General features: G+C 60.6%; 16 protein-coding genes and 2 tRNA genes. 5 read left to right on the top strand and 13 right to left on the bottom strand.

Translation table 11 applies throughout. From position 1 onward, the window contains the following. Positions 1–8: 8 nt before the first annotated feature. Positions 9–461 (bottom strand): flavodoxin family protein, encoded by a 453-nt coding sequence (locus HMPREF2878_RS01215; RefSeq protein WP_016421860.1) that lies wholly within the window; start codon positions 459–461, stop codon positions 9–11. 142 nt (positions 462–603) lie between these two features. Here HMPREF2878_RS01215 and HMPREF2878_RS01210 point away from each other — a divergent pair, with 142 nt between their 5' ends. Beyond that, positions 604–951, top strand: a complete 348-nt coding sequence (locus tag HMPREF2878_RS01210; RefSeq protein WP_016421859.1) for a DUF4288 domain-containing protein — start codon at positions 604–606, stop codon at positions 949–951. 264 nt (positions 952–1,215) lie between these two features. Here HMPREF2878_RS01210 and gluQRS read toward each other — a convergent pair whose 3' ends face one another. Further along, entirely contained in the window at positions 1,216–2,154 is a 939-nt protein-coding gene (gene gluQRS, locus HMPREF2878_RS01200) for a tRNA glutamyl-Q(34) synthetase GluQRS (protein WP_239272262.1), read from the bottom strand. A 1,182-nt stretch (positions 2,155–3,336) separates the two neighbouring features. Between gluQRS and HMPREF2878_RS01195 the strand changes: the two genes are divergently transcribed. Further along, a complete protein-coding gene (locus HMPREF2878_RS01195) occupies positions 3,337–4,113 on the top strand; it encodes a queuosine precursor transporter (RefSeq protein WP_070652707.1) in 777 nt (258 codons plus the stop codon). A gap of 59 nt (positions 4,114–4,172) precedes the next feature. On the opposite strand, the gene HMPREF2878_RS01190 is transcribed toward HMPREF2878_RS01195, so the two are convergent. The 5 genes from HMPREF2878_RS01190 to HMPREF2878_RS01170 form a co-directional block, all read right to left on the bottom strand. Beyond that, the gene (locus tag HMPREF2878_RS01190; RefSeq protein ID WP_070546602.1) at positions 4,173–4,952 is read right to left on the bottom strand and encodes an ABC transporter permease; all 780 of its coding nucleotides are present in this window, start codon (positions 4,950–4,952) and stop codon (positions 4,173–4,175) included. Between the two features lie 13 nt (positions 4,953–4,965). After that, on the bottom strand, positions 4,966–5,919 hold the full coding sequence (locus tag HMPREF2878_RS01185) for an ABC transporter ATP-binding protein (protein WP_049190213.1): 954 nt from the start codon (positions 5,917–5,919) through the stop codon (positions 4,966–4,968). A gap of 276 nt (positions 5,920–6,195) precedes the next feature. Then, positions 6,196–7,497, bottom strand: a complete 1,302-nt coding sequence (tgt, locus tag HMPREF2878_RS01180; protein WP_069359011.1) for a tRNA guanosine(34) transglycosylase Tgt — start codon at positions 7,495–7,497, stop codon at positions 6,196–6,198. 61 nt (positions 7,498–7,558) lie between these two features. Beyond that, positions 7,559–10,540, bottom strand: a complete 2,982-nt coding sequence (locus HMPREF2878_RS01175) for an MMPL family transporter (RefSeq protein ID WP_070652706.1) — start codon at positions 10,538–10,540, stop codon at positions 7,559–7,561. A gap of 426 nt (positions 10,541–10,966) precedes the next feature. Then, positions 10,967–11,057 (bottom strand) — tRNA-Ser (locus HMPREF2878_RS01170). Positions 11,058–11,291: 234 nt separating this feature from the next. Here HMPREF2878_RS01170 and HMPREF2878_RS01165 point away from each other — a divergent pair. Continuing rightward, the gene (locus tag HMPREF2878_RS01165) at positions 11,292–12,272 is read left to right on the top strand and encodes a diaminopimelate dehydrogenase (protein WP_070607642.1); all 981 of its coding nucleotides are present in this window, start codon (positions 11,292–11,294) and stop codon (positions 12,270–12,272) included. 108 nt (positions 12,273–12,380) lie between these two features. Here the strand turns inward: HMPREF2878_RS01165 and HMPREF2878_RS01160 are convergent, their stop codons facing one another. From HMPREF2878_RS01160 to HMPREF2878_RS01150, 3 genes are all read right to left on the bottom strand, one after another. Further along, positions 12,381–12,569: a CsbD family protein gene (locus HMPREF2878_RS01160; protein ID WP_070429201.1), complete on the bottom strand. Its 189-nt coding sequence runs from the start codon at positions 12,567–12,569 to the stop codon at positions 12,381–12,383. Between the two features lie 135 nt (positions 12,570–12,704). Further along, positions 12,705–13,148, bottom strand: coding sequence for a nucleoside deaminase (locus HMPREF2878_RS01155; RefSeq protein WP_070429200.1), 444 nt, complete (start codon positions 13,146–13,148; stop codon positions 12,705–12,707). Between the two features lie 112 nt (positions 13,149–13,260). Continuing rightward, complete coding sequence (locus tag HMPREF2878_RS01150) at positions 13,261–13,818, bottom strand: tRNA adenosine deaminase-associated protein (RefSeq protein ID WP_005510946.1); 558 nt, start codon at positions 13,816–13,818, stop codon at positions 13,261–13,263. A 38-nt stretch (positions 13,819–13,856) separates the two neighbouring features. On the opposite strand from HMPREF2878_RS01150, the gene HMPREF2878_RS01145 reads away from it, so the two are divergent. Further along, positions 13,857–14,882 (top strand): prephenate dehydrogenase, encoded by a 1,026-nt coding sequence (locus tag HMPREF2878_RS01145; RefSeq protein ID WP_070652705.1) that lies wholly within the window; start codon positions 13,857–13,859, stop codon positions 14,880–14,882. 9 nt (positions 14,883–14,891) lie between these two features. After that, complete coding sequence (locus tag HMPREF2878_RS01140) at positions 14,892–15,740, top strand: CoA transferase (protein ID WP_070652704.1); 849 nt, start codon at positions 14,892–14,894, stop codon at positions 15,738–15,740. Positions 15,741–15,787: 47 nt separating this feature from the next. Here the strand turns inward: HMPREF2878_RS01140 and HMPREF2878_RS01135 are convergent, their stop codons facing one another. The 3 genes from HMPREF2878_RS01135 to HMPREF2878_RS01125 all read right to left on the bottom strand — a co-directional run bounded on the left by HMPREF2878_RS01135 (position 15,788) and on the right by HMPREF2878_RS01125 (position 21,041). Then, positions 15,788–16,777, bottom strand: coding sequence for an LLM class flavin-dependent oxidoreductase (locus tag HMPREF2878_RS01135; protein ID WP_070601690.1), 990 nt, complete (start codon positions 16,775–16,777; stop codon positions 15,788–15,790). Positions 16,778–17,088: 311 nt separating this feature from the next. Next, a tRNA-Arg gene (locus tag HMPREF2878_RS01130) sits at positions 17,089–17,161 on the bottom strand. A gap of 232 nt (positions 17,162–17,393) precedes the next feature. Next, positions 17,394–21,041, bottom strand: a complete 3,648-nt coding sequence (locus tag HMPREF2878_RS01125) for a phosphoribosylformylglycinamidine synthase (protein ID WP_070652703.1) — start codon at positions 21,039–21,041, stop codon at positions 17,394–17,396. Between the last annotated feature and the right edge of the window lie 49 nt (positions 21,042–21,090).

Genomic DNA, 21,090 nt, shown 5'->3' with positions numbered 1-21,090 from the left:
ATCTTCAATCAGCCCAAAATTTGGGCAGCCATGGTGCCACCGAGATTTACCAGGCGGTCGGAGATGTCGTCGTCAAGCGAACCGACGAACACGACGGGTTCGGCCGCAAGCTCCCACTTGTAGCCGGTCGTGATGGTTTTCATGGCGTTTTCCGCGCCGGTGGTGTCGAAGCCGCCGCGGATCCAGTAGGAAAATGGCAGCCCCTTGGTAACTTCCTGTGCCTCCCGGAAGGTGGTGTCGAAGAAGTGCTTGAGCGCGCCGGAGATGTAGCCGAAGTTGGCGGAGGTACCGAGCAGGATGGCGTCGGCGCTGGTCAGGTCGTCAATGGTGGCGTCGAGAGCCTCGACAACCTTGACATCCACGCCCTCTAGCGCGGGATCGTTGGCGCCCTCGAGCGCGTGACTTAAGACCTCCTGCAGGAGCGGGGTCGGGGAATGGTGGACGACTAGAAGAGTAGGCATGTCCCGAGGGTATCGGCAGTGATAGGGTAAGCGCAGGTTTCAGCAACAATCCAATGTTTATCAATTCGAGTAAACGTGGCGTCCAGTAAGAAAGCCTCAAATTCGTACTGAACTAGGCGGCAATCGAAGAACGGAAAAATAGATGGAACCATACATCGGAATTGCAGTTTTTGAGTTAACAAAGCAAAGAGATTCAACCTCGGCGAATGAGAGCTTCTTCCGTGAGGACTTATACATTGTCTTTGCCGATTCTGATAGCGCCGCATACGCGCAGGTCGAAGCATTAGCCCACGAAAATGAATTAGCCCCAGAAGATCCTTCCCACTCGGGAGGATCTGTCACGTTGCGCCACATCGTCGATGTCGCCCCCGCTCTTTACGGTCGCGTCGATACAGACATCGACATCTATTCTCGCCACTTCGCATCCCTCGAGGATTACAAACGCTTCGAAATGAAATTAGGTGGCAAAGATCCTCTAGCGGAATCCTAAGACCCATATCATGAACCGCTCCCGCAATTTTGCAGTTGCTGCACTTCTCTTAGCCTTGGCTTGCTACATTGGACTGTTTTTCGTCAGCACTGCACTCTCCGATGCCTGGACAATACCCCTCGCTGTCGGTGTCTTCGGATTCGGCCTAATCAGCTTCCTAACAGCGCTGAAAGCCCGGTCAAACGGTTTGACAATCGTGGCGGCACTAGTTGCATTCGCACTCTTGCCCCTAACATATGCACTAGCCGTAGTTCTCGGCGGCCCCTAGAAAATCACCTGTTCGCGAGGAATTTTCAGACCCGCACGCAGGGCTTCCGGGAGGTCAGCGATGGAGTCAAGCTCTGCGCTCCCGCCACCATCGATGCCATCACCGCCACCGAGCGAATCCAAAATCCACCGCTGCGCTGCATCCGCGGGCACCTCACCGAGAGTCACGTCGCCATCGCGCTTGGACAACCGCCGCCCTTCAGAGTTCACCACCAGAGGCACGTGCACGAAGGAAGGCGTCGCGTACCTCAAAAGACCAGCCAAGTACGCCTGACGCGGGGCGGAGGACATCAGGTCATCGCCACGCACGACCTCGGTCACCCCCTGCTCGGCATCGTCGACGACGACTGCGAGGTTGTAGGCCCACATGCCATCGGCACGCTGGAGGACAAAGTCATCGATCGGGGCGGTAATCTCGCCATACAGTTCATCGGTCGCGGTCCCCTCAGTCACCTGCGATTTCAGGCGTATCGACGGTCTTCTCCCCGCCGCCGCAAATTCGGCTTTCTTCGCGGCGAGGTGCTCGTCGTCAAGCGAACGGCACGTGCCGGGATACTGACCTGGCACGCCATGCGGCGCGGAGGAGGCGGCGAGGATTTCGCGGCGCGTGCAGAAGCAGGGATAGGTCAGGCCGCGTTGCGTGAGGTCGGCGAGCGCGGATTCATACAGGTCAGAGCGTTCTGACTGGCGGACCGGGGCGCCATCCCAGTCGATGCCGATGGCCTCGAGATCGGCGAGCTGCTGCACCTCATACTCGGGGCGGGAGCGCTGGCGGTCGATATCTTCGATACGCACGATGAAGCGGCCACCCTGCGCGCGGGCGTGCGCCCAGGCGAGAACTGCGGTGCGCAGGTTTCCCAGGTGCAGCCGACCGGTCGGCGAAGGGGCGTAGCGGCCGGTGGGAGGTAGGAGCGTTGAACAGTTGATGGTTATCACTTGCTTTAAATTGGCCACCATTACAGATTAGCGAGCCGACTAGAAGAAATGCGACAATCCCTTCATCCAATTAAAGTTCATACAATCTTACATATTGACTATCGGCTACCCCCAGATTAGACGGTTACCAAAATAACGTCATTAATCCCCATAGGACATTAATTATTTTGTTATAGTTTTCCCATGTCGGCCTATCAAACATATTTGAGGACACTCAATAATGACTAAAAAGGGACACATAACCCGTCGTAAATTCACATCATTAATCCTAGCTGTAAGCGCTACCGTCACATCTCTTTGCGCAATGCATCCAGGAACAGCCTCCGCAAGCCCACATAGCGCTGACACATTACTCGACCAGGGAACAACCGTCTTTGGAGGCAGCGCACAGAGCAACAACCCTGCATCATATGATTATGTTCCCAAAACATCGACAGCTACTTCCGCCGTGAGAAGTGCTTCAGGATATGCATGGATTCCAGCATTCCACTACCAATTTGGAGGGGTAAACATCCCAGTTCCCGGCGGACAAATCTTCCACCGCATTGATGGCCAGCGCACTCACATTAACGAAGAAACTGCCACATACAGCGCACCTGCGAATATTTGCAATTATCGTTTCGACTTCCAAAATCGCGATAATTTCGGCCGAATTGTATCTACTAGATCGACTGGCATACATAACGGTTGTCAATTCGGAATGGTGGGGCATGCGCCACTCAGAAACTTTGATATCCAACCTGGAATGATGTGCGCCCGCCTTTTCGTAAGTGGATCTTTCCGAGGTGAGCAATGTCACCACATCTACAGATAAAATCACTACAGTTCATTTCCGCTGCAGGAATAGCGGTAAGCATTCTTTGCATACTAGGTATCGCAAATGGCATGTATACGCTGGGACAGCTTGCTCAGCAAACTACTCACATGAGCACAACCGCTGTCACTGCAAAGGCCGACAGGGCATTGCTCTATTCTGAAATTTCTCTAGTGTCTCTCATCGTTAGCTGCATTGCACTATTTATTTGCAGCATTCGTATGAAAAATATTAGTTACGAGAAGAAATCCTAGCGGCTCACAGAGAGACTGGCCCCCGGAGATTTCGGCTCTCGCTAGAAAAATTCAACCTCGAAGACTTCATCGGCGCTCGCTTGGAGCCCTAAGCGGCAGGTAACATTCCCTCCCGTGACAAATAACGAAAACCTGCCCAAGTCTGGGCCGGGCAACGCCGAGGCTGCCGCTGTGAGCACCTCGCACGCGCCCGAGAACGCAACTAAGTCCGACTCCACAGCAACCACGCCACGCCACATCCCGGTACCGAAATCGCTGTACCCGATGTTCACGGCCATTTTCATTGGCGTGCTGATTGTCTCCAACATCACCGCCACCAAGGGCGTGGAAATCTTCGGCCTGGCCACCGACGGTGCCTTCTTCCTCTTCCCCTTGAGCTACGTCATCGGCGACGTGCTTTCCGAGTGCTACGGCTACAAAGCCACCCGCCGCACCGTGTGGACCGGGTTTGCCATCCTCGCCGGCGCAATGCTCTGCTTCTTTGCCGCCATCAAGCTCCCGGCGGCACCGTGGTACGAGAATCAGGAAGCATTCGCCACTGTGCTGGGCACCGTCCCGCAGCTTGTTCTCGCAGGTCTGGCCGGTTATGTCGTCGGTCAGCTGCTCAACGCCTGGTCGCTCAACGCCATTAAGAAGCGCACTGGCGAAAAGGCTCTCTGGGCGCGCCTGATGGGCTCGACTGTGGTTGGCGAGTTCGTCGATACGCTCATCTTCTGCTCCATCGCCGCCACCGCGATCGGCATCGATACCTGGGGCACCTTCGTCAACTACGTCATCGTCGGTTTCATCTGGAAGACCGCCGTCGAGATTGTAGTCATGCCAGTCACCTACGCCGTCATCGCGTGGGTCAAGCGCCGCGAAGGCTACTACGACACGCACGTTCCCGCTTAACGACGAAAAAAGTGCCGCGACCTCGCCTGAGAAGCGAGTAGTCGCGGCACTTTTCTGTTTTACTTCACATCCCGTTTGGCATTGACCCACTGCGCAACGCCAACCGCCACAACAATCCAGGCCACCAGCACCACGATGTTGAACCACATCGGCTGCGTCATGCCGGCCTCAAACCCGATGCGTGGATTCTCCGGATTTGCCATCAGACCGCCCAATTGCGTCGACAACTGCTGAATGCGTGCACCCGGCGTGACCAGCCACAGTGGCCGGAAAATCGCATACGCCAGCGCCGCGAACTCCAGCATGCTTTCCACCACCAGAATCCACACCAGCGGAATAGCGACAGCGGCCACGCGCGAGCGCGTCAGCACTCCCAGCGACATCGCGATTAGTCCAAACACTACAAAGCCAAGCACTCCGGCGAGCATGTCCGTGGCAGCGTCGCCGCCCTTGAACTCCACGCGCGGGGAAACCGTCACCGATAGCCAAGCAAGCGCCACACCAATGACCCAACAGACAGCAATCAGCACAAGGGTCAGCGTCATCCGTGCCGAAAGCCACAGGCTCCTTCGGTCCTGCGTCAAGAACGCATGCGCATTCATCTGATCGTTGTACTCACCCGCCAGGGTGGAGCCACCAAAGGCAATCACGATCATGTTGAAGATCACGGTCCCCAACAGCAGCAATTCCCAATCAGCGGTTGCACCAGCGTCCGCCGCCATGCTGAAAGCCGCCATCGGCCCAGCTATCGAGCCCACCAACAACACCACATACACCCACGTGCCACGCAGGCTGGCTAGCTTCGTCCACTCCGACCGCAAAGCGTTTCCAAAACTCATCTCAGTCACTCCCCTACTGCCCAATCGCCTGCGCGCGGTATTCCTGCGATTCCTGGGTCGCAGCCAGGAACTTTTCCTCCAGGTTGTCGCGCTTCGTGTGCAACCGCGTCACCAACAGCCCCTCACGCAGAGCAGCGGCCGCAATGTCGCGGCGGAGTTGCTGCTCGCTGATGCCGTCGTAAAGCGGAATGCGCAATTGCTTATCGACGTCAACCCCACGCGCGACCGGCCCTAACGCCTGCAGCAGCCGAGCGGGGTCATCGACTTCAACTTCGATGACCGTGCCGTCGGAAAGGAATTCATCCATGCTGTACTCGCCGATCATGCGACCGCGGCCGATGACGACGATGCGGTCGGCGGTGAGCTGCATCTCGGAAAGGAGGTGCGACGACACGAGGACAGCGCAGCCCTGTGCGGCCAGCGCCTTGATGGTGTGGCGCATCCACGAGACGCCTTCGGGGTCCAGGCCGTTGACCGGCTCATCCAAAATCAGATGCTGCGGCTTGCCGAGCAGAGCCGCTGCCACTCCCAGACGCTGCTTCATGCCCAGCGAGTAGCCGCCGACCTTGTCCTTCGCCGCCTCGGTCATGCCGACCTGCTCAAGGCACTCTTCCACGCGGGTGTCGGGGATGCCGGCGCCGCGGGCGAGGGCCCGCAGATGAGCGCGGCCCGAACGAGCCTTGTTGTGCCAACCGGCATCCAGAATTGCACCGGCGATGCTGGGCTTATTCTTCAGCGTGGAAAAGGGCTGGTTGCTGTAGGTGTTGCCCTGGGAATCCGTCCCGGTGAACAAGGCCTGGCCCGTGGTCGGGGTATCGAGGCCCAGCATGCAGCGCATGGTGGTGGACTTGCCGGAGCCATTTGGGCCGAGAAAACCTGTCACTACACCGTCGGGAACGGTGAAGGACAGGTCATCGACGGCTAATTTCGAACCGTACTTCTTGCTGAGTCGTTCAACCGTGATCATGTCCTCCATGATGCCGGTTGAGACTGCCTCGCGCAGTAGAGCTAGGTCTAGTTTTGGGCTTCCCCCGGGCCCGCCCAGCCGCCACTTCACGCCACTGGACTGATTCGGGTGTTCCCTGCCACTTCACGCCACTGGTGTCACCTCATGCCACCTCCACAGATGGCACGAGGTGACATGGCTGTCGTGAAGTGCGAAAAGGCAGAAGCCTAGCCCCAGCCCAGCCACAGCCCAACCGACCCAAGCACTCCCCAGCACACCCCAGCCCCCAGCCGAGCCCTAATTCCCCACCGCACGGCCACCGTTGGCGTAGTAGCGGCCCATAAACTCATCGCGATACTCGAAGAACCGGTCCTCCAGGATCGCAGCGCGAATGTTCTCCACCAGCTGCACCATGAAAAACAGGTTGTGAATCGTGCACAGCGTGCCAGCCAGGTACTCCTTGGCCTTCAACAGATGATGCAGGTAGGCCCGGGAATAATTCAGCGAAGTGTAGGAGGGCACCTCCGCATCCACGGGGCGGAAGTCGTTCTTGAAGCGGGCATTCGTCAAGGTCATCCGGCCATCGAGCGTGTACACACCACCACGGCGGGCAAGCCTAGTCGGAGCGACGCAGTCAAAGGTGTCGGCACCGGCCTCGACAGCGGCGAAAATATCGTCCGGCTCGGAAATCCCCAGCAGGTGGCGGGCGCGGTCGTCGGGAAGCTCGTCGTTGACCCAACCGCAGATCAGGCCCAGGTTCTGCTTCTCAATCGCCCCACCAATGCCATAGCCGTGGAAGCCGAGCTGGCCGGCATCCTCGAACTCGCGGGAGAGCTCCACCAGCCCGCGGGCGGCCTTGCGGCGCAGGTCTTCGTACTGCGCACCCTGCACGACACCGAATAACTGCTGGATGGGCAACTGGCCGTCGTCAAGCGAATGAACATGCGCATCGACCTGACCGCGCGAAATCGTCAGCTCGTTGTGAGCCTCCAGGCAACGGCGCGCCCAGCGGTGCGTGCGCTCGACGGATGCCTCCTGGTAGCCGCGGGTGTTCATCAGCGTGGTGAGCTCGTCGAACGCCATCATGATGTCGGCGCCCAGCGCGTGCTGAATACGCATGGACACCTCCGGCGTGAAGCGGTGCTCGGAGCCATCGATGTGCGAGCGGAAAGTCACGCCGTCCTCGTCGACGAACGCGTTGCGCTCTTTGCCCTCGGCGACGATGTCATCTTTCTGCATGCCGGTGACGTCCATCGCAAGGGTCTTTTTAAAGCCCGCGCCGAGGCTGAGCACCTGGAATCCGCCGGAGTCGGTGTATGTCGGGCCGTTCCAGTTGGAGAACTTTGCCAACCCGCCGGCCTGGTCGACGATCTCCTCGCCGGGCTGCAGGTACAGGTGGTATGCGTTCGACAGCATCGCCTGCGCGCCCGTGGACCGCACCTGCTCTGGCGTGAGCGTCTTCACGGTCGCCTTCGTGCCGACCGGAATGAACGCCGGCGTAGCAATATCGCCATGCGGGGTGTGGATGGTGCCAGCACGTCCGCGCGCGCCTTCGATTTGCTTTACGACGTCAAAGCCCGTCGTCCTCGACTGCGACATGAAGCTCCTTGGTTGTGGTCCAGTGCTAATGCCTTGAGGTTACCTGGGCGCTATTCGCGAGTTACTCAGCGCTGTCGTTTTCCTCGGGTTGGGCCGCGTTTTCCGGGTCCCACACGGCGCGGCTACGACGTGGCGCTTCCTCTTCGAGTCCTTCGCGCCTCATCAGTTCCGCAACCGTGATCTTCTTCCGCTTACGAGCCGGGCTGTAGTACGGGCGGACCTCGATGTCCTTGGCATTTTCCGGGTTCGGCTGGGCGTCGGTTGATTCAGCTGGTTCGGGCTGCATGAGCTGTTCGGTCGGTTCGGTCGACTCTGCCTGCTCCGCCTGCTCTGGCTGTGCCGGCTGCTCTGGCTCAGCTGGCGCCGTCGGAGCGGACAGTTCGGCCTGCTCAGTGCGCGCGGACTGTTCGGCATGCTCGGACTGGTCAGCGGGTTCGAGCTCCTTCAGCTTTGCCTTCTTCCGCTTCGGAATCCAGCGGTTACGCTTCTTGGTCGCGACAGCCACAGCAGTACCACCAGCTGCGCCCGCCGCGCCCGCTGCACCTGCCGCGTCAGCCCCGCCAAAGCCACGCCCAGCGCCTTCGCTTTCGGGCAACAGGGACTCACCGCGAGCCATACGCTCGCGGCGGCCCTTCTCCACCAGTTCCTCGGAAACCTCTTCCAGGGCAGAGCCTTCGACATCCACAGAAGGCAACACCTTGTCCAGCCACTTCGGCATGTACCAAGTAGCGCGGCCAAGCAGGAACATGGCTGCCGGGATGAAGGTCATGCGGATAACGAAGGCGTCGAAAAGCACTGCGGCACCCAGCGCGAAACCGAATACCTTGATGATCGCCAGGGGTTGCCCGGCGAACGCCGCGAAGACGGAGATCATAATAATCGCAGCGGCCGTGACCACACGAGCGCCAAGAGTAAAGCCTTCAACGACTGATTCTTCGACCGCGTTGTACTTCGATTCTGGCGAGGATTCACCCTTGTTGTGGGTGTAATGCTCGCGCATGCGGGAAACCAGGAAGACCTGATAGTCCATGGCCAAACCGAACGTCACACCAATGAGGAAGATTGGCACAAAGCTGACCAGCGGACCCGGAGTGCTAATCACACCCCAGAGGCCATCCTGGAAAAATGCCACCGTGACACCGAATGCGGCTGCGACAGAGAGCAAGAAACCCACACCGGCAGTCACCGGCACCATCAGGGAACGGAAAATCATCAGCAGCAGGATCACTGCCAGACCCACGACAACGCCCAAGTAGAGCGGCATTGCGCCTTGGAGACGGTCGGTGATGTCAATTTCGATAGGAACCAGGCCAGTGACACCGGTGAATAGGCCGGTGGTTTGCTCAATCTGCTTCTGCTGATCGCGCACCGCGTTCATCAACTGCTTGGTCGCAGGATCGAGCGGACCCGACTTCGGGGTCATAATCATCTTGACCGCAGTGCCGTCATGATTCATGCCAATCATCTGGATGTGCTCGACACCGACATTGGATTTGAACTGGTCGACAGCGTAGCTATAGGAAGCCTTACGGGCGGCCTCGATGTCAGAGAGTTCCGGGTTGGTCTGTTTCAGGGACTCGATAAGTGGTTTGAGCACCGGTGCGTCGGGCTTCACATCATCCGACTTGGCAATAATGATGAGCTGTGAATTACGTCCCGCGCCGAAGCCCTCTTCAATCATGGTGATGGCCTTGCGGTTCGTGCTGTCCTTCGCCGCAGTAGAGTCCGACGGCAGCGCCAGCTTCAAGTGCATGGCCGGGTAGGCCAACGCCAACAGCAAGACGATACAGCCGACCAGGAACAACCCTGGGGCCTTGTGCACGAAGGTGACCCAACGGCGCCCCATCGTCATCTCGCCGAAGAAGGAAGAGCGGCGTCCCTTGCGCGCATTACGCGAGGGGTTGCCAGCAACACCGGGCACGCGACCAGCGAAGACCTTGTCGCCCAACAGAGACATAACTGCCGGCAGCAGAGTCAGAGAGACCAACACTGTGAAGGCCACCGTGATTGCCGCCGAAATACCCATCAGGGACATGAACGGCACCTTGGCAACCGTCAGCGCTGCCAACGCGACAATCACAGTGAGGCCTGCGAAAACCACAGCGGAGCCAGCCGTACCGGTAGCCATGCCGATGGCGTCTTCGTTGGTCATCCCTCGGGCTCTTTCTGCCCTGTAGCGAGAGAGGATGAACAGTGCGTAGTCAATACCGACAGCCAGGCCGAACATGACGGCAAGCACCGGGGTAATCGAGTTGACGTCAGTGAATGCGGTCATCAATGTCACACCGAAGACACCGATGATGATGCCCACTACCGCCGTCACAATAGGCAGGAACGAAGCCACCAGAGATCCGAAAGTGACAACCAGCACGATAAACGCCACTGTCACACCGATAATCTCCGAGGTCGGAGCTACCTCAATCGCGGGCTGCATGCCCGGGCCAGAGGCCTCGACCTTGATACCTGCGTCACGACCGGCCTGCATGGCGTCGAGAAGCGCCTGCATATTCTCCGGCTCGATGTCCTGCGGCATCTTGGCATCGAAAACGAAGGTGGAAATACCGTAGCGACCGTCATCGGACACGGTACGCATGGCATTGGCATCGGCCTCGGCAACATCCTTGGGCAGGCCGGCGGCCATGCCCTGTTCCTTGACCATCGCCTGCATCTTCGGATTGAGGTCTACCGGGTTGTGAAGTTGCAAATCGTCGGCGATTTGGCCGACATTGTCGCGGATGCCGTTAATGACCTGGTCAACAGCTTCTTTATTCTGTGGGTCATCGAGCCTCTGCCCCTCGGGGGCCTCGAAGGCAACATAAATACGCTGCTCGCGAATTGGGTTCGGAACATCGGGGAACTTTTCCTCAATCACGTGTGAAGCCGTTGCCGACGGCATGCCGGGGATCGAGAACTGGTCGATGAACCCCTTCTGGAATGCGGCAACTGCACCGCCCAGCCCCGCCAAAATCAGGAACCACGCGATGATCACAGTCCATTTATGCAGGTAGGAGAACCTGCCGAGTTTGAACAAGGCCTTTGCCATGTCAAGTTTCCCTTACGTCTAATATTCGCCTGGACCGCCCCCAACTGCAGCTTCCCCAAGTTCGCGCTACCCAAGCACTCCCTCGGACTTCACCTGCAGTTTGAAGCCTCTTCGCTACTCCGATGCTAGCGACCACCCCGGATTGGCCAACATCAACTCTGGCGCTGACGCGGTCACTGGGGGCGGGCACGACATAAAAACCGGAAATACTTTTGCTAAGAGTAGCGGACTTCCCGGATAAACGTGAACAATGGGGTGTGTGTTACTGATGTTAATTTTGTGATTTAGGTGCTCCAGGTCGGACGCCTCACCATTTGCCGCTTTACGACGGACACCTCCCACACCTCCACCACACCCAGGCAATCAGGGCCGATTAAATGCAAAACCCCCGGGGCTCCTACTTAAAGGAACCACCGGGGGTTTTATTGGCGGTGACGGAGGGATTTGAACCCTCGGTACGGGGTTACCGCACAAAGCATTTCGAATGCTTCACCTTCGGCCGCTCGGACACGTCACCGCTAGAAAACGTTACAGGTAGCCCCTTTATCTACCAAATCCCCAGGTCAGAGTAGCCAGGCCTTCGCCAAGCCGCTCTCGCTGCACTACATCCTGCGCCACCCCAAGCCCGTCAACCCTCCACCGCGCTATTCGGGGTGGCCAACGCCCGCTGAGATATGTAAGGAATAGTCTGTAGCTTGAAATCTAGAAACTTAAACACAGAAGTACAGCCACACAGAAAGGGTTCTCCCTCATGATTCGTTCCGCCATCATCGGCTACGGCAACTTGGGCCGCAGCGTCGAAAAGGTCATTGCCGACCAGCCGGATATGGAACTCGTCGGTGTTTTCTCCCGTCGCGATTCGCTGGACACTGAGGCCCGCGTGCTCCCGGCTGCGGATGTCGAAAAGTACAAGGACGAGGTAGACGTGCTGTTCGTGTGCCTCGGCTCGGCCACCGATGTCCCGGAGCAGGCCCCTGAGCTGGCAAAGAACTTTACGACGGTCGACACCTACGACAACCACCACGAGATTCCGAAGCACCGCGCAGCCATGGACGCCTCCGCTCGTGAGGGTGACAACATCGCCATGATTTCGACCGGTTGGGACCCGGGCCTGTTCTCCCTGAACCGCGTCCTGGGCGCTGCCATCCTGCCGGGAGCAGACCAGATGACCTTCTGGGGACCAGGCCTGTCGCAGGGCCACTCCGATGCCGTGCGTCGTGTGCCGGGAGTGAAGAAGGGCGTCCAGTACACCAAGCCGAACCCGGAAGCTATCGAGGCCGTGAAGAAGGGCGAGGGCGCAGACCTGAAGGGTAACGAGTGCCACCTGCGCCACTGCTTCGTCGTCGCTGAAGAGACCGGCAACGCCGAGGAGGACGCCAAGCTCAAGGAGCAGATCCGCGAAACCATCGTGACCATGCCGGATTACTTTGCCCCATACGAGACCATCGTGGACTTCATCTCTGAAGAGGAGTTCGACCGCGACCACCAGGGCATGCCGCACGGCGGCCAGGTCATTACCCGTGGCCAGGCCGGTACCTCCGGCCACGTCATCGAGTTCGGTCTCGAACTGGAGCGCAACCCCGACTTCACCGCAGCCGTCCAGGTTGCCTACGGTCGCGCTGCCTACCGCCTGAAGCAGACTGGCGAGACTGGTGCCCGTACCGTCTTCGAGATCGCCCCGTACCTACTGTCCGCCGAACCACTGGATGACCTGGTGGCTCAGAAGCTGTAGCCAGCCCCAACGCTGACAGCCGGCCATCGAAACACAAAGAACCCCAACCGTCTCCGCACATCAGAAGCGGAGAAGGTTGGGGTTATCTCTACCCGAGAGCTAAGCGCTTTACTTGTCAGTCAGCTTGCCCAAGGTCTCAGTAGCCTTGTCCTTCAGGTCCTCAGCACCCTGCTTGACCTTGGACGCAGCCTGCTCGCCCTTGCCCTGGTTTGACAGGTCGTCATTGCCAACGGCGTCGCCGGCAGCTTCCTTAACCTTGCCGCCCAACTCGTCGGCCTTGTTCTGCAGCTCGCTCATTATGTAAGCCTCCTATGTAAACGACTTATCTATTCTTTAGAGCCACCGTCTAGCAGCCCCACTAGTTCCGACGGTACGTGAAAATGAAGACTCGTCACGGCCACAGCGGGAATTGTGACCTAACTGTGACCCCGCTCACGCTTCCGACTGCCGTTGCCGTTCGAAGAATTCCCGCAGGTAAACGGAGCATTCGTCGGCAAGCACACCCCCGCGCACCTGCGGCGTGAATGCATGGGCGGGATCGCGGATGACATCGGCGATAGAGCCGCACGCGCCGGTCTTGGGCGACCACGCGCCGAAGACCACACGCCCCACGCGCCCCATGACGCACGCGCCGGCGCACATCACGCACGGCTCAAGTGTCACGACCAACGTGCACTGCTCCAGCCGCCAGCCGTCACCAACAGCGCGGGTGGCCTCGCGCAACGCAATGACTTCGGCGTGGGCAAGCGGATCACCATCAGCTTCCCGACGGTTCGAACCCCGGCCCACAACCTTGCCCCCGGCATCCACGACCACAGCTCCCACCGGCACATCCCCGGGGGCCGTGTGAGCAGCTTCGGCGATAGCCAGGCGCATCCACTCTTCGTCGAGAATGTCCTGTTTTCGACGGGGCAGGGCGCTTGGCCGACCAGCTGGCTGGCTGGCCGCAAGGGCGCTTGGCCGCCCGGTCAGATGACCTTTGTCAGGGTTAGTCGTCATAGGGGTCGTAGTCGTCATCGTCACCGTCGTAATCCAGGTCGGCGACATCGGCGAGCTCCTCGGCGCACCCCAACTCCTCAGCGATGGCCAGAAGCTGCTCGGACGCCCACAGCGACTGATCGTCACAGATGGACTCCAGGGCTTCCTCCGAACAGCCCAGGTCAGCGAGGATATCCATGTCCCCCTCAGCCCAGGCATCGACATCGTCGAGCTCGTCCTCGTCGAGGTCGGGGATATCCAGATCCAGCTCGTCGAACACATCTGCCGCAATGTCATCGGTCACGGCAGCGGTAGCGTCGGAAAGCACTACGCGCAGCGACCCAACTCCCTGGCGCACGAGAATGAAGTAGTCGTCGTCGATATTGAGCATTCCGACAGCAGCGCGTTCCGAACGCAGATTGCGCAGCGCCTGTGCGGCGTCAGCGAGGGAATCGGTGGCGTCGTCCCCAAGATCGACGACGCGCCAACCGCGCTCCCCCATAGTTACGGCAACCGCGAAGGAGCGGTCGTCATCGGAGGTGTACCCTCCGGAAAAGGTCGTGCTCATAACCCACAACGCTAGTCGCTGTATGTCATGCTTGTCAGGTGAGCAATTTCGAGTCCCCCTCCCCTGCTTCGTCCTCCCTGTCAGCTGCACAACTACCCGCGGTATGCATCCTCGGTTTGGGCCTCATCGGTGGCTCCATGATGCGCGATCTGCGGGCTCATAACGTCGAATGCTTCGGTTGGAATCGCTCGTCCGCAACGGTCGAGGAAGCCACGAAGGAGGGATTCGACGCCAGCACAGATCTTCAGGCCACGCTCGAACGTGCTGAGGCCAGCCGCGCGCTCATCGTGATCGGCACCCCCATGACAGTCGTCGGCACGATGCTCGACGCCATCAATGAGCACGCCCCCAGCTGTAGCATTACGGATGTGGTCTCCGTGAAGGCGGCCGTCGCCGCCGAGGTCTCCGCTCGCGGGATGGAGGAACGCTTCGTCGGCGCGCACCCAATGGCGGGGTCCGCGCAGGCGGGCTGGTCCGCCACACTCGAAGGGCTTTTCGACGGCGCCCCCTGGGTCATCACCTACGACCTGGCAGCCGCTGCCGACGCTGCGGGCGAGCCCGTCCCGGAGCGGTGGATTGAAGTCTTTTCGCAGGTCGCCAACTTGGGAGCAGCTCTTGGCAGTCAGCTCATTCCAGCGCTGAGCGATCACCACGATGCCAGCGTCGCCCGCATCTCCCACATGCCACACCTGGCGGCCTACGCAATTGCCGCCGCCGGTGAAGCCGGTGGCCCCCTGGCCATTTCGCTTGCAGCCGGCTCTTTCCGCGACTGCACCCGCGTCGCCGCCGCTGCTCCCGACATGGTCATGTCCTGGTGTGAGAACAACACCGAACCCGTGCTCGCCGCGCTTGACGACGTCATCGAGCGCCTCACCGCCGCGCGCACCCAGTTGGCCACCGAGGGAACCGCTATGGACCTGGCCAAAACCGGTCAGATTGCCCGTGTCCGCTACGAGGCCCGCCCCGCTCACCGCCCGATTTTCCGACTGCGCGTCGGCGAGGGCGACTGGATCAACCAGTTGAAGTTGGCCGAAAGCGTCGGCGGGCAGGTAGATGTGTTCTAGTGTGGAACTATGTTTTCCCCCGAGCTGCACACCAGCCTCGCAGGCATCACTGTCGTCAACTTCGCCATTAACGTTCCGGGACCACTGGCCGCTCAGCACTTGGGCCAGCTAGGCGCCCGGGTGATTAAGGTCGAACCACCCACAGGCGACCCGCTCGGTTCCTTCGGCCGCCCCTGGTATGAAGCTATGTCCGCAGGTCACGAGATTATCCAGGCGGATCTGAAGAGCGATGAGGGCCGCGCACAGCTGAGCTCGCTGATTGATGAGGCCGATGTGGTCATCACCTCGGTTCGCCCGTCCGCGCTGGAACGCATGGGGCTGGCGGGGCTCCACGAGCGCCCGAATGGGCCGGTGCATATCGACATTGTCGGTGATACCAAAGCTCCAGAAACACCTGGCCATGACCTGACCTACCAGGCGGAGGCCGGAACTCTCACGCCCCCGGCCATGCCGCCAGTGCTGTTGGGCGACATCCTGGGTGCACACTTTGCGGTCACCGCTGCCCTTGCCGGGTTGATTAAGCGGGCGGGTGCGGGTGCGGACGTCGTAAAGCAGCCTGGACTGCACTGCCGCATCGGCCTGAAGCAGGCGGGTGAGGCCGGTGCCGCGCCGCTGAAGTACGGCATGACGGCGCCCGGCGGACTACTCGGTGGCGGCCTGTGGACGTACGGCCTCTACCCCAGCGCCGACGGCTACGTGGCCGTGGCAGCGCTGGAGCCGCACTTTGCCGCCGCCCTGACCGAGGCCACACGCGCGAGCAACCGCGAGGAGCTTGCGGATTTCCTCCGCGAGCGCACCAACGCCGAAATCACGCAGCTTGCCAGCGAAAAGGCACTGCCGCTGGCTGCAGTGGAGTAAGCGGGTCAGTTTAAGGCCGCGCGCCTCGGAGAGCCGGGCCTGGAGCCTTACGCCGTCAGCCCCGCGGCCTCCGCAGTGAGTTCCACCGAACGCAGTCGGTCAGGAACCTTCAGCGATTGATGAGCCACAATCAGCTCATCCGCCGTCGAGTACTCACCGAACTGCGCAATCTGCTCACGCACCTGCGCCACCGTGCCGACCGCCGTGTGACGGAACATATTTTGCACCTGACGCCCCTGCGGGGTATCCATCAGAATCTCCGCCTCATCGTCAGTGAGGTGATGCCCACCGCGACTCAGGAACCGCCTGACCATGTTCCTGCGGGTAGCGAAGTACTGCTGCTGCGCATCCTCTTCGCTTTCCGACGCAATCACATTCATGGCCGCAAAAGCGTACGGCTTATCCAGCTGTTCAGAGGGCTGGAACTGCTCGCGGTAGACCGCGATGGCATCGCGAAGCGCGTCCGGAGCGAAGTGCGAAGCAAATGCGTACGGCAAGCCGAGCGCCGCTGCGAGCTGGGCACCAAAGAGCGAAGAGCCCAGGATGTACAGCGGCACATGGGTGCCGCGGCCCGGAATCGCGTTGATGCCCTTGATCAGCGACTCATCGGAGAGGTAACCGCGCAGCTCCTGCACATCCTGCGGGAAGGAATCGGACGAACGCGGGTCACGCCGCAGGGCGCGCATAGTGGCCTGGTCCGTGCCCGGCGCGCGACCAAGCCCCAGCTCGATGCGATCCGGGTACAGATTCGCGAGCGTGCCGAACTGTTCCGCGACCGTCAGCGGTGCATGATTTGGCAGCATGACGCCGCCGGAGCCGAGGGTGATGCTCTCGGTTTTTGCAGCCACGGCTGCGATAAGAACTGCCGGCGACGAGGACGCGATGGAGTTCATATTGTGGTGCTCAGCGTACCAAATACGCTGATACCCGGCCTTTTCCGCTGTCTGCGCCAAATCGATGGAGCCCTGTAGGGCGTCGGCGTGGGACTGCCCCGAGGCTACGGTAGCAAGGTCAAGAATGGACTCAGTACGAATCATGGTTCCACAGTCTAGACCGTTAGGCGGATATTGCGAGTTTGAGATGCTTCGAATACTGAGGCGCTGGGTTTTGGGGTTTGGGGATTCGGGTGCGGGTGGCTCGTGGGTGGACGGGCTCATGGGTGGCTCGTGGGCGGTATTCACTTGTCGATGAGCTATTCACATATCGATGAGCTATAGCCTGGCCACAAGTGAATAGCTCATCGATATGAGCGCAGGCAGAGCCAATACCGCGCGCATAAGTGCCGGAAAACCATCGATAAGTCGGGCAGACAAAAAGACCCGCACCTTATCGGCGCGGGTCTGCATTGTGCGCCCGAAGGGATTCGAACCCCTAACCTTCTGATCCGTAGTCAGATGCTCTATCCGTTGAGCTACGGGCGCATTTTGTTGTTATTCAGCGACTCTGGGGTAATCCCCTCGGCCCCTGCAACGAATAGATACTTTACTCATCCTGCTAAGTTTTACAAAATCGCCTGTTCAAGCAACCTTTTCGGCACTTATTCAAGTACATATTCGTTGCACATTAACAACAGGTTTCGTAGCGGTTACCCCGGCCTATCCGAACAGGACCGACCGAGGTACCCCTGACCGAGGTAACGAAGAAACCGAGGAACTACTCGCCGCGGACCCAGCGGACAGCGTTGCCAAAGATGTCCTGCTCACCAATACCCGGAATGTTGCGCATCAAGCCCTCGCGGAAACGCTCAGGGTGACCCATCTTGCCCAGAATCCTGCCGTCAGCACTGACAATGCCCTCAATGGCGTAGGAAGAACCGTTCGGGTTGGCTGGCGCTGTCATCGTCGGCACGCCCTCGGCATCGCCGTCGGCATCGACGTACTGGAAAGCGACCTGACCGGCCTCGAACAGGCGGCGGGCCTCGTCCTCGGAAACCACGAAACGGCCCTCACCGTGAGAAACCGGCATGAGGTGGGTCTGACCTGGCTCGAAACCGCGCAGCCACGGGGAATTCACGGTCGCGACGCGAGTGGTGGCGATGCGGGACACGTGACGCAGCTGGCGGTTGTGGGCCAGGGTCGGCGAGTCCTCGCGGAGCTGCGCAGGGTCGCCGTACGGCAGGAAGCCGGACTTGACCAGCGCCTGGAAACCGTTACAAATACCGAGCACAAGACCGTTGTCGGCCACGAACTCCTTGACGGCGGCTGCGACATCGTCGGAACGCAGGAACGCGGCGATGAACTTGGCGGACCCGTCCGGCTCATCGCCCAGGGAGAAGCCACCGGAGAACGCCAGGATGTCGGAGTCCTGAAGCTTCTCGATGAACGCCTTCGTGTCCTCCGCCAGCATTGCCGGGGTCAGGTTGCGGATCACGTGGAACTCGTAGGTAGCGCCAGCCGCGACGAATGCCTCGGCCATGTCGTACTCGGAGTTGGTACCCGGGAAGACCGGCAGCAGCACGTGGACATCCTTCTTGCCCGGGCTCTGCAGGTCGGTCTTGGTCTCGCTGACCTGGTTAGCGAACTCCGGCAGGGCCTCGCCCTCGTAGTCATTGAGCGGGAAGACCTCACGGTAACCGGACTCCATTGCCTCCAGAGCCTCGGCGACAGTGAAGGACTCCTCACCGAAGCGCAGCGTGCCCGACTCGTCGGTAGCACCGATCTTCACAGCACTTTCAACAGTCTGACCAGCCGGAACAGCCACAACAATGGAGCCCAGCGGAGCCTCCGGAAGGGATGCCTCCAGGCCCACGCCATTGCCCACAGCCATGTTGACCAGGGTCGCAGCCAGATCCGCGTTAGTAACAGCCGAGGCCGCAGCCGGACGCAGCTCCCGCACGGCAGCAAATAGTTCGTTGAGCTGCTCGTAGTTCGGCTCCCCGGACTCGAGTGGCTTGTGCGCAAACAGGTAGAGGTCGAAGTTACCTGCCGGGATTGCAGCAGAGACAGCGTCGGTCTCGTCCATCGCGGCAACTGCGAAGGTCACCAGAGTCGCCGGCACGTGCAGGTCCTCGCCGTAGGTGCCGGACATGGAGTCCTTACCGCCAATAGCCGCAACCTGGAAGCCGTCCTGAGCCTCGAGCAAGCCAAGCAGAGCCTGCGCAACCTCGCCCCACCGCTGCGGATCCTGGTCCAGGCGCTGGAAGTACTCCTGCACACTCAGCCAGGCACCGCGCGGATTGCCACCGGCCGCTGCGAGCTTAGCTAGTGCCTCCACGACGGAGTAGGAACCCATGAGGTACGGGGACTCGTCGGCAAGCGATGGCGAGTAACCCCAGGTCATGATGGACGCGGTGCTCGTGCCGCCATCGACCGGCAGCGTCTGGATCGACGCCTGCTCGTCGGTCTTCTGCGACGCACCGCCGTACGGCATGAGCACGGTGGAGCGGCCGACGGTCGAGTCGAACTGCTCGATCATGCCCTCCTGGGAGCCCGCCGTCGCCGCACGCAGCGACTCCAGTACGCTCGTCGGAGCCTGCTTTACGACGCCGCCCTCCGCAGCAACCATCTCGACGTTCTGGGCGCGGTCGGCGCCGTTGGTGTCGATGAACTCACGGGAGAGGTCGAAGACGACCTCGTCGCCCATGAACATGCGCAGACGGCCAGTGTCGGTGATGTCGGCCAGCGCGACGGCCTCAATGTTCTCCTCGGCAGCGGCGGCGATGATGAAGTCGGCATCCTCCGGGCGCACGACCAGCGCCATGCGCTCCTGGGACTCGGAAATCGCGATTTCGCGGGCATTCAGACCGGCGTACTTCAGCGGCACGCGCTCGAGGTGAATGTCAATGGAGTCAGCCAGCTCACCAACCGCAACGGACACGCCACCAGCGCCGAAGTCATTACAACGGACGATCTTGGTGGCGACATCCTCGCGGCGGAACAGGCGCTGAATCTTGCGCTCGTTGACCGGGTTACCCTTCTGCACCTCGGCGCCGGAGCGGCCCAGCGAGTCCTCATCGTGGGCCTTCGACGAGCCGGTCGCACCGCCGACGCCGTCACGGCCGGTGCGGCCACCGAGCATGATCACCACATCGCCCGGCGCAGGTTCGAGGCGCTTGACGTTGTCTGCCGGGGCAGCGGCGACGACGGCACCGAGTTCCATTCGCTTAGCGACGTATCCCGGGTGGACCAGCTCACGCACACCAGTGGTGGCCAGACCGATCTGGTTGCCGTAGGAGGAGTAGCCGGCTGCGGCGCGGGAGGAAATATCGCGCTGCGGCAGCTTGCCCTCGAGGGTCTGCTCGCGCGGAGTGTTGATGTCACCTGCGCCGGACAGACGCATGGCCTGGTAGACCCACGAGCGACCCGACAGCGGGTCGCGGATTGCGCCACCGAGACAGGTCGAGGCGCCACCGAACGGTTCGATCTCGGTCGGGTGGTTGTGGGTCTCGTTCTTGAACATAAGGAGCCACTTGCGGTCATCGCCCTCGACGTCGACGTAGACGGAGCAGGCGTTGATTTCTTCGGAGACTTCCTGGTCATCCATGACACCCGTGCGACGCAGTTCGCGGCCCATGATGGTGCCCATGTCCATCAAGGAGCGTGGCTTGTGCGTGCGACCGTTGAGCTCACGCAGCTCGTCGTAGCGACGCAGCGCGCGATCCAACTGCGCGGCAAAGCGCGGCTCGTTGTTCTCGATGGAGGTCAGCTCGGTGTTGAAGGTGGTGTGGCGGCAGTGGTCCGACCAGTAGGTATCCAGCGCGGACAGCTCTACCTCGGTCGGAGTGCGGCCCTCGGAGCGGAAGTAGTCCTGGATGGTCTTCAGATCGGCCAGCGACATGGCCATGCCGTCGGCTGCGAGCAGCTCGGCCAGGCCTTCGTCATCCAGCTCGGTGAAGCCCGGGTACTCCTTCAGCGGCTCAATCTCGCCCATGCTCGGACGGCGCAGGACGTTCAGGTTCTTCTCCCCCGACTCGACCGGGTTAATGAGGAAGGAGCGTACGGCGTCATTCACCGGAGCGTCGAAAACATACAGCGTTGCCGAGGTGATCTGCGCGCGGGTTTCCGGGCGGAGTAGCCGCAGGGCCTGCTCGGCGGCATCGGCACGCTGGTCGTACTGGCCAGGAAGAGGCTCGACAGCAAGGTAGTTCCCCAGCTCGGCGGGCGTCGGGAGCTCGGCCAGCTCGTCGACACGCGAATCAGCAACTACCGACTCACGCAGCGCAACGAGGTCCTCCTCCGTCGCATCGAAAGCATCGTAGAGATAGTAGATTGCCACCTCACCGTCCTGGCCGATCGAGGACAGCAGCGTAGCTTCCTCATTGCGGAACTCGGGCTTACGGCGAACGGCTAGACGGGCGTCCATCAAGGCTCCTATCGAAATACGGGGAGGGCAACCGGGGTCTAAGTCTATT

The organism is Corynebacterium sp. HMSC065H09, assembly GCF_001812845.1.
GTDB classification, from domain to species: Bacteria; Actinomycetota; Actinomycetes; order Mycobacteriales; family Mycobacteriaceae; genus Corynebacterium; species Corynebacterium jeikeium_D.
This window is presented reverse-complemented; position numbering and strand designations above follow the sequence as displayed.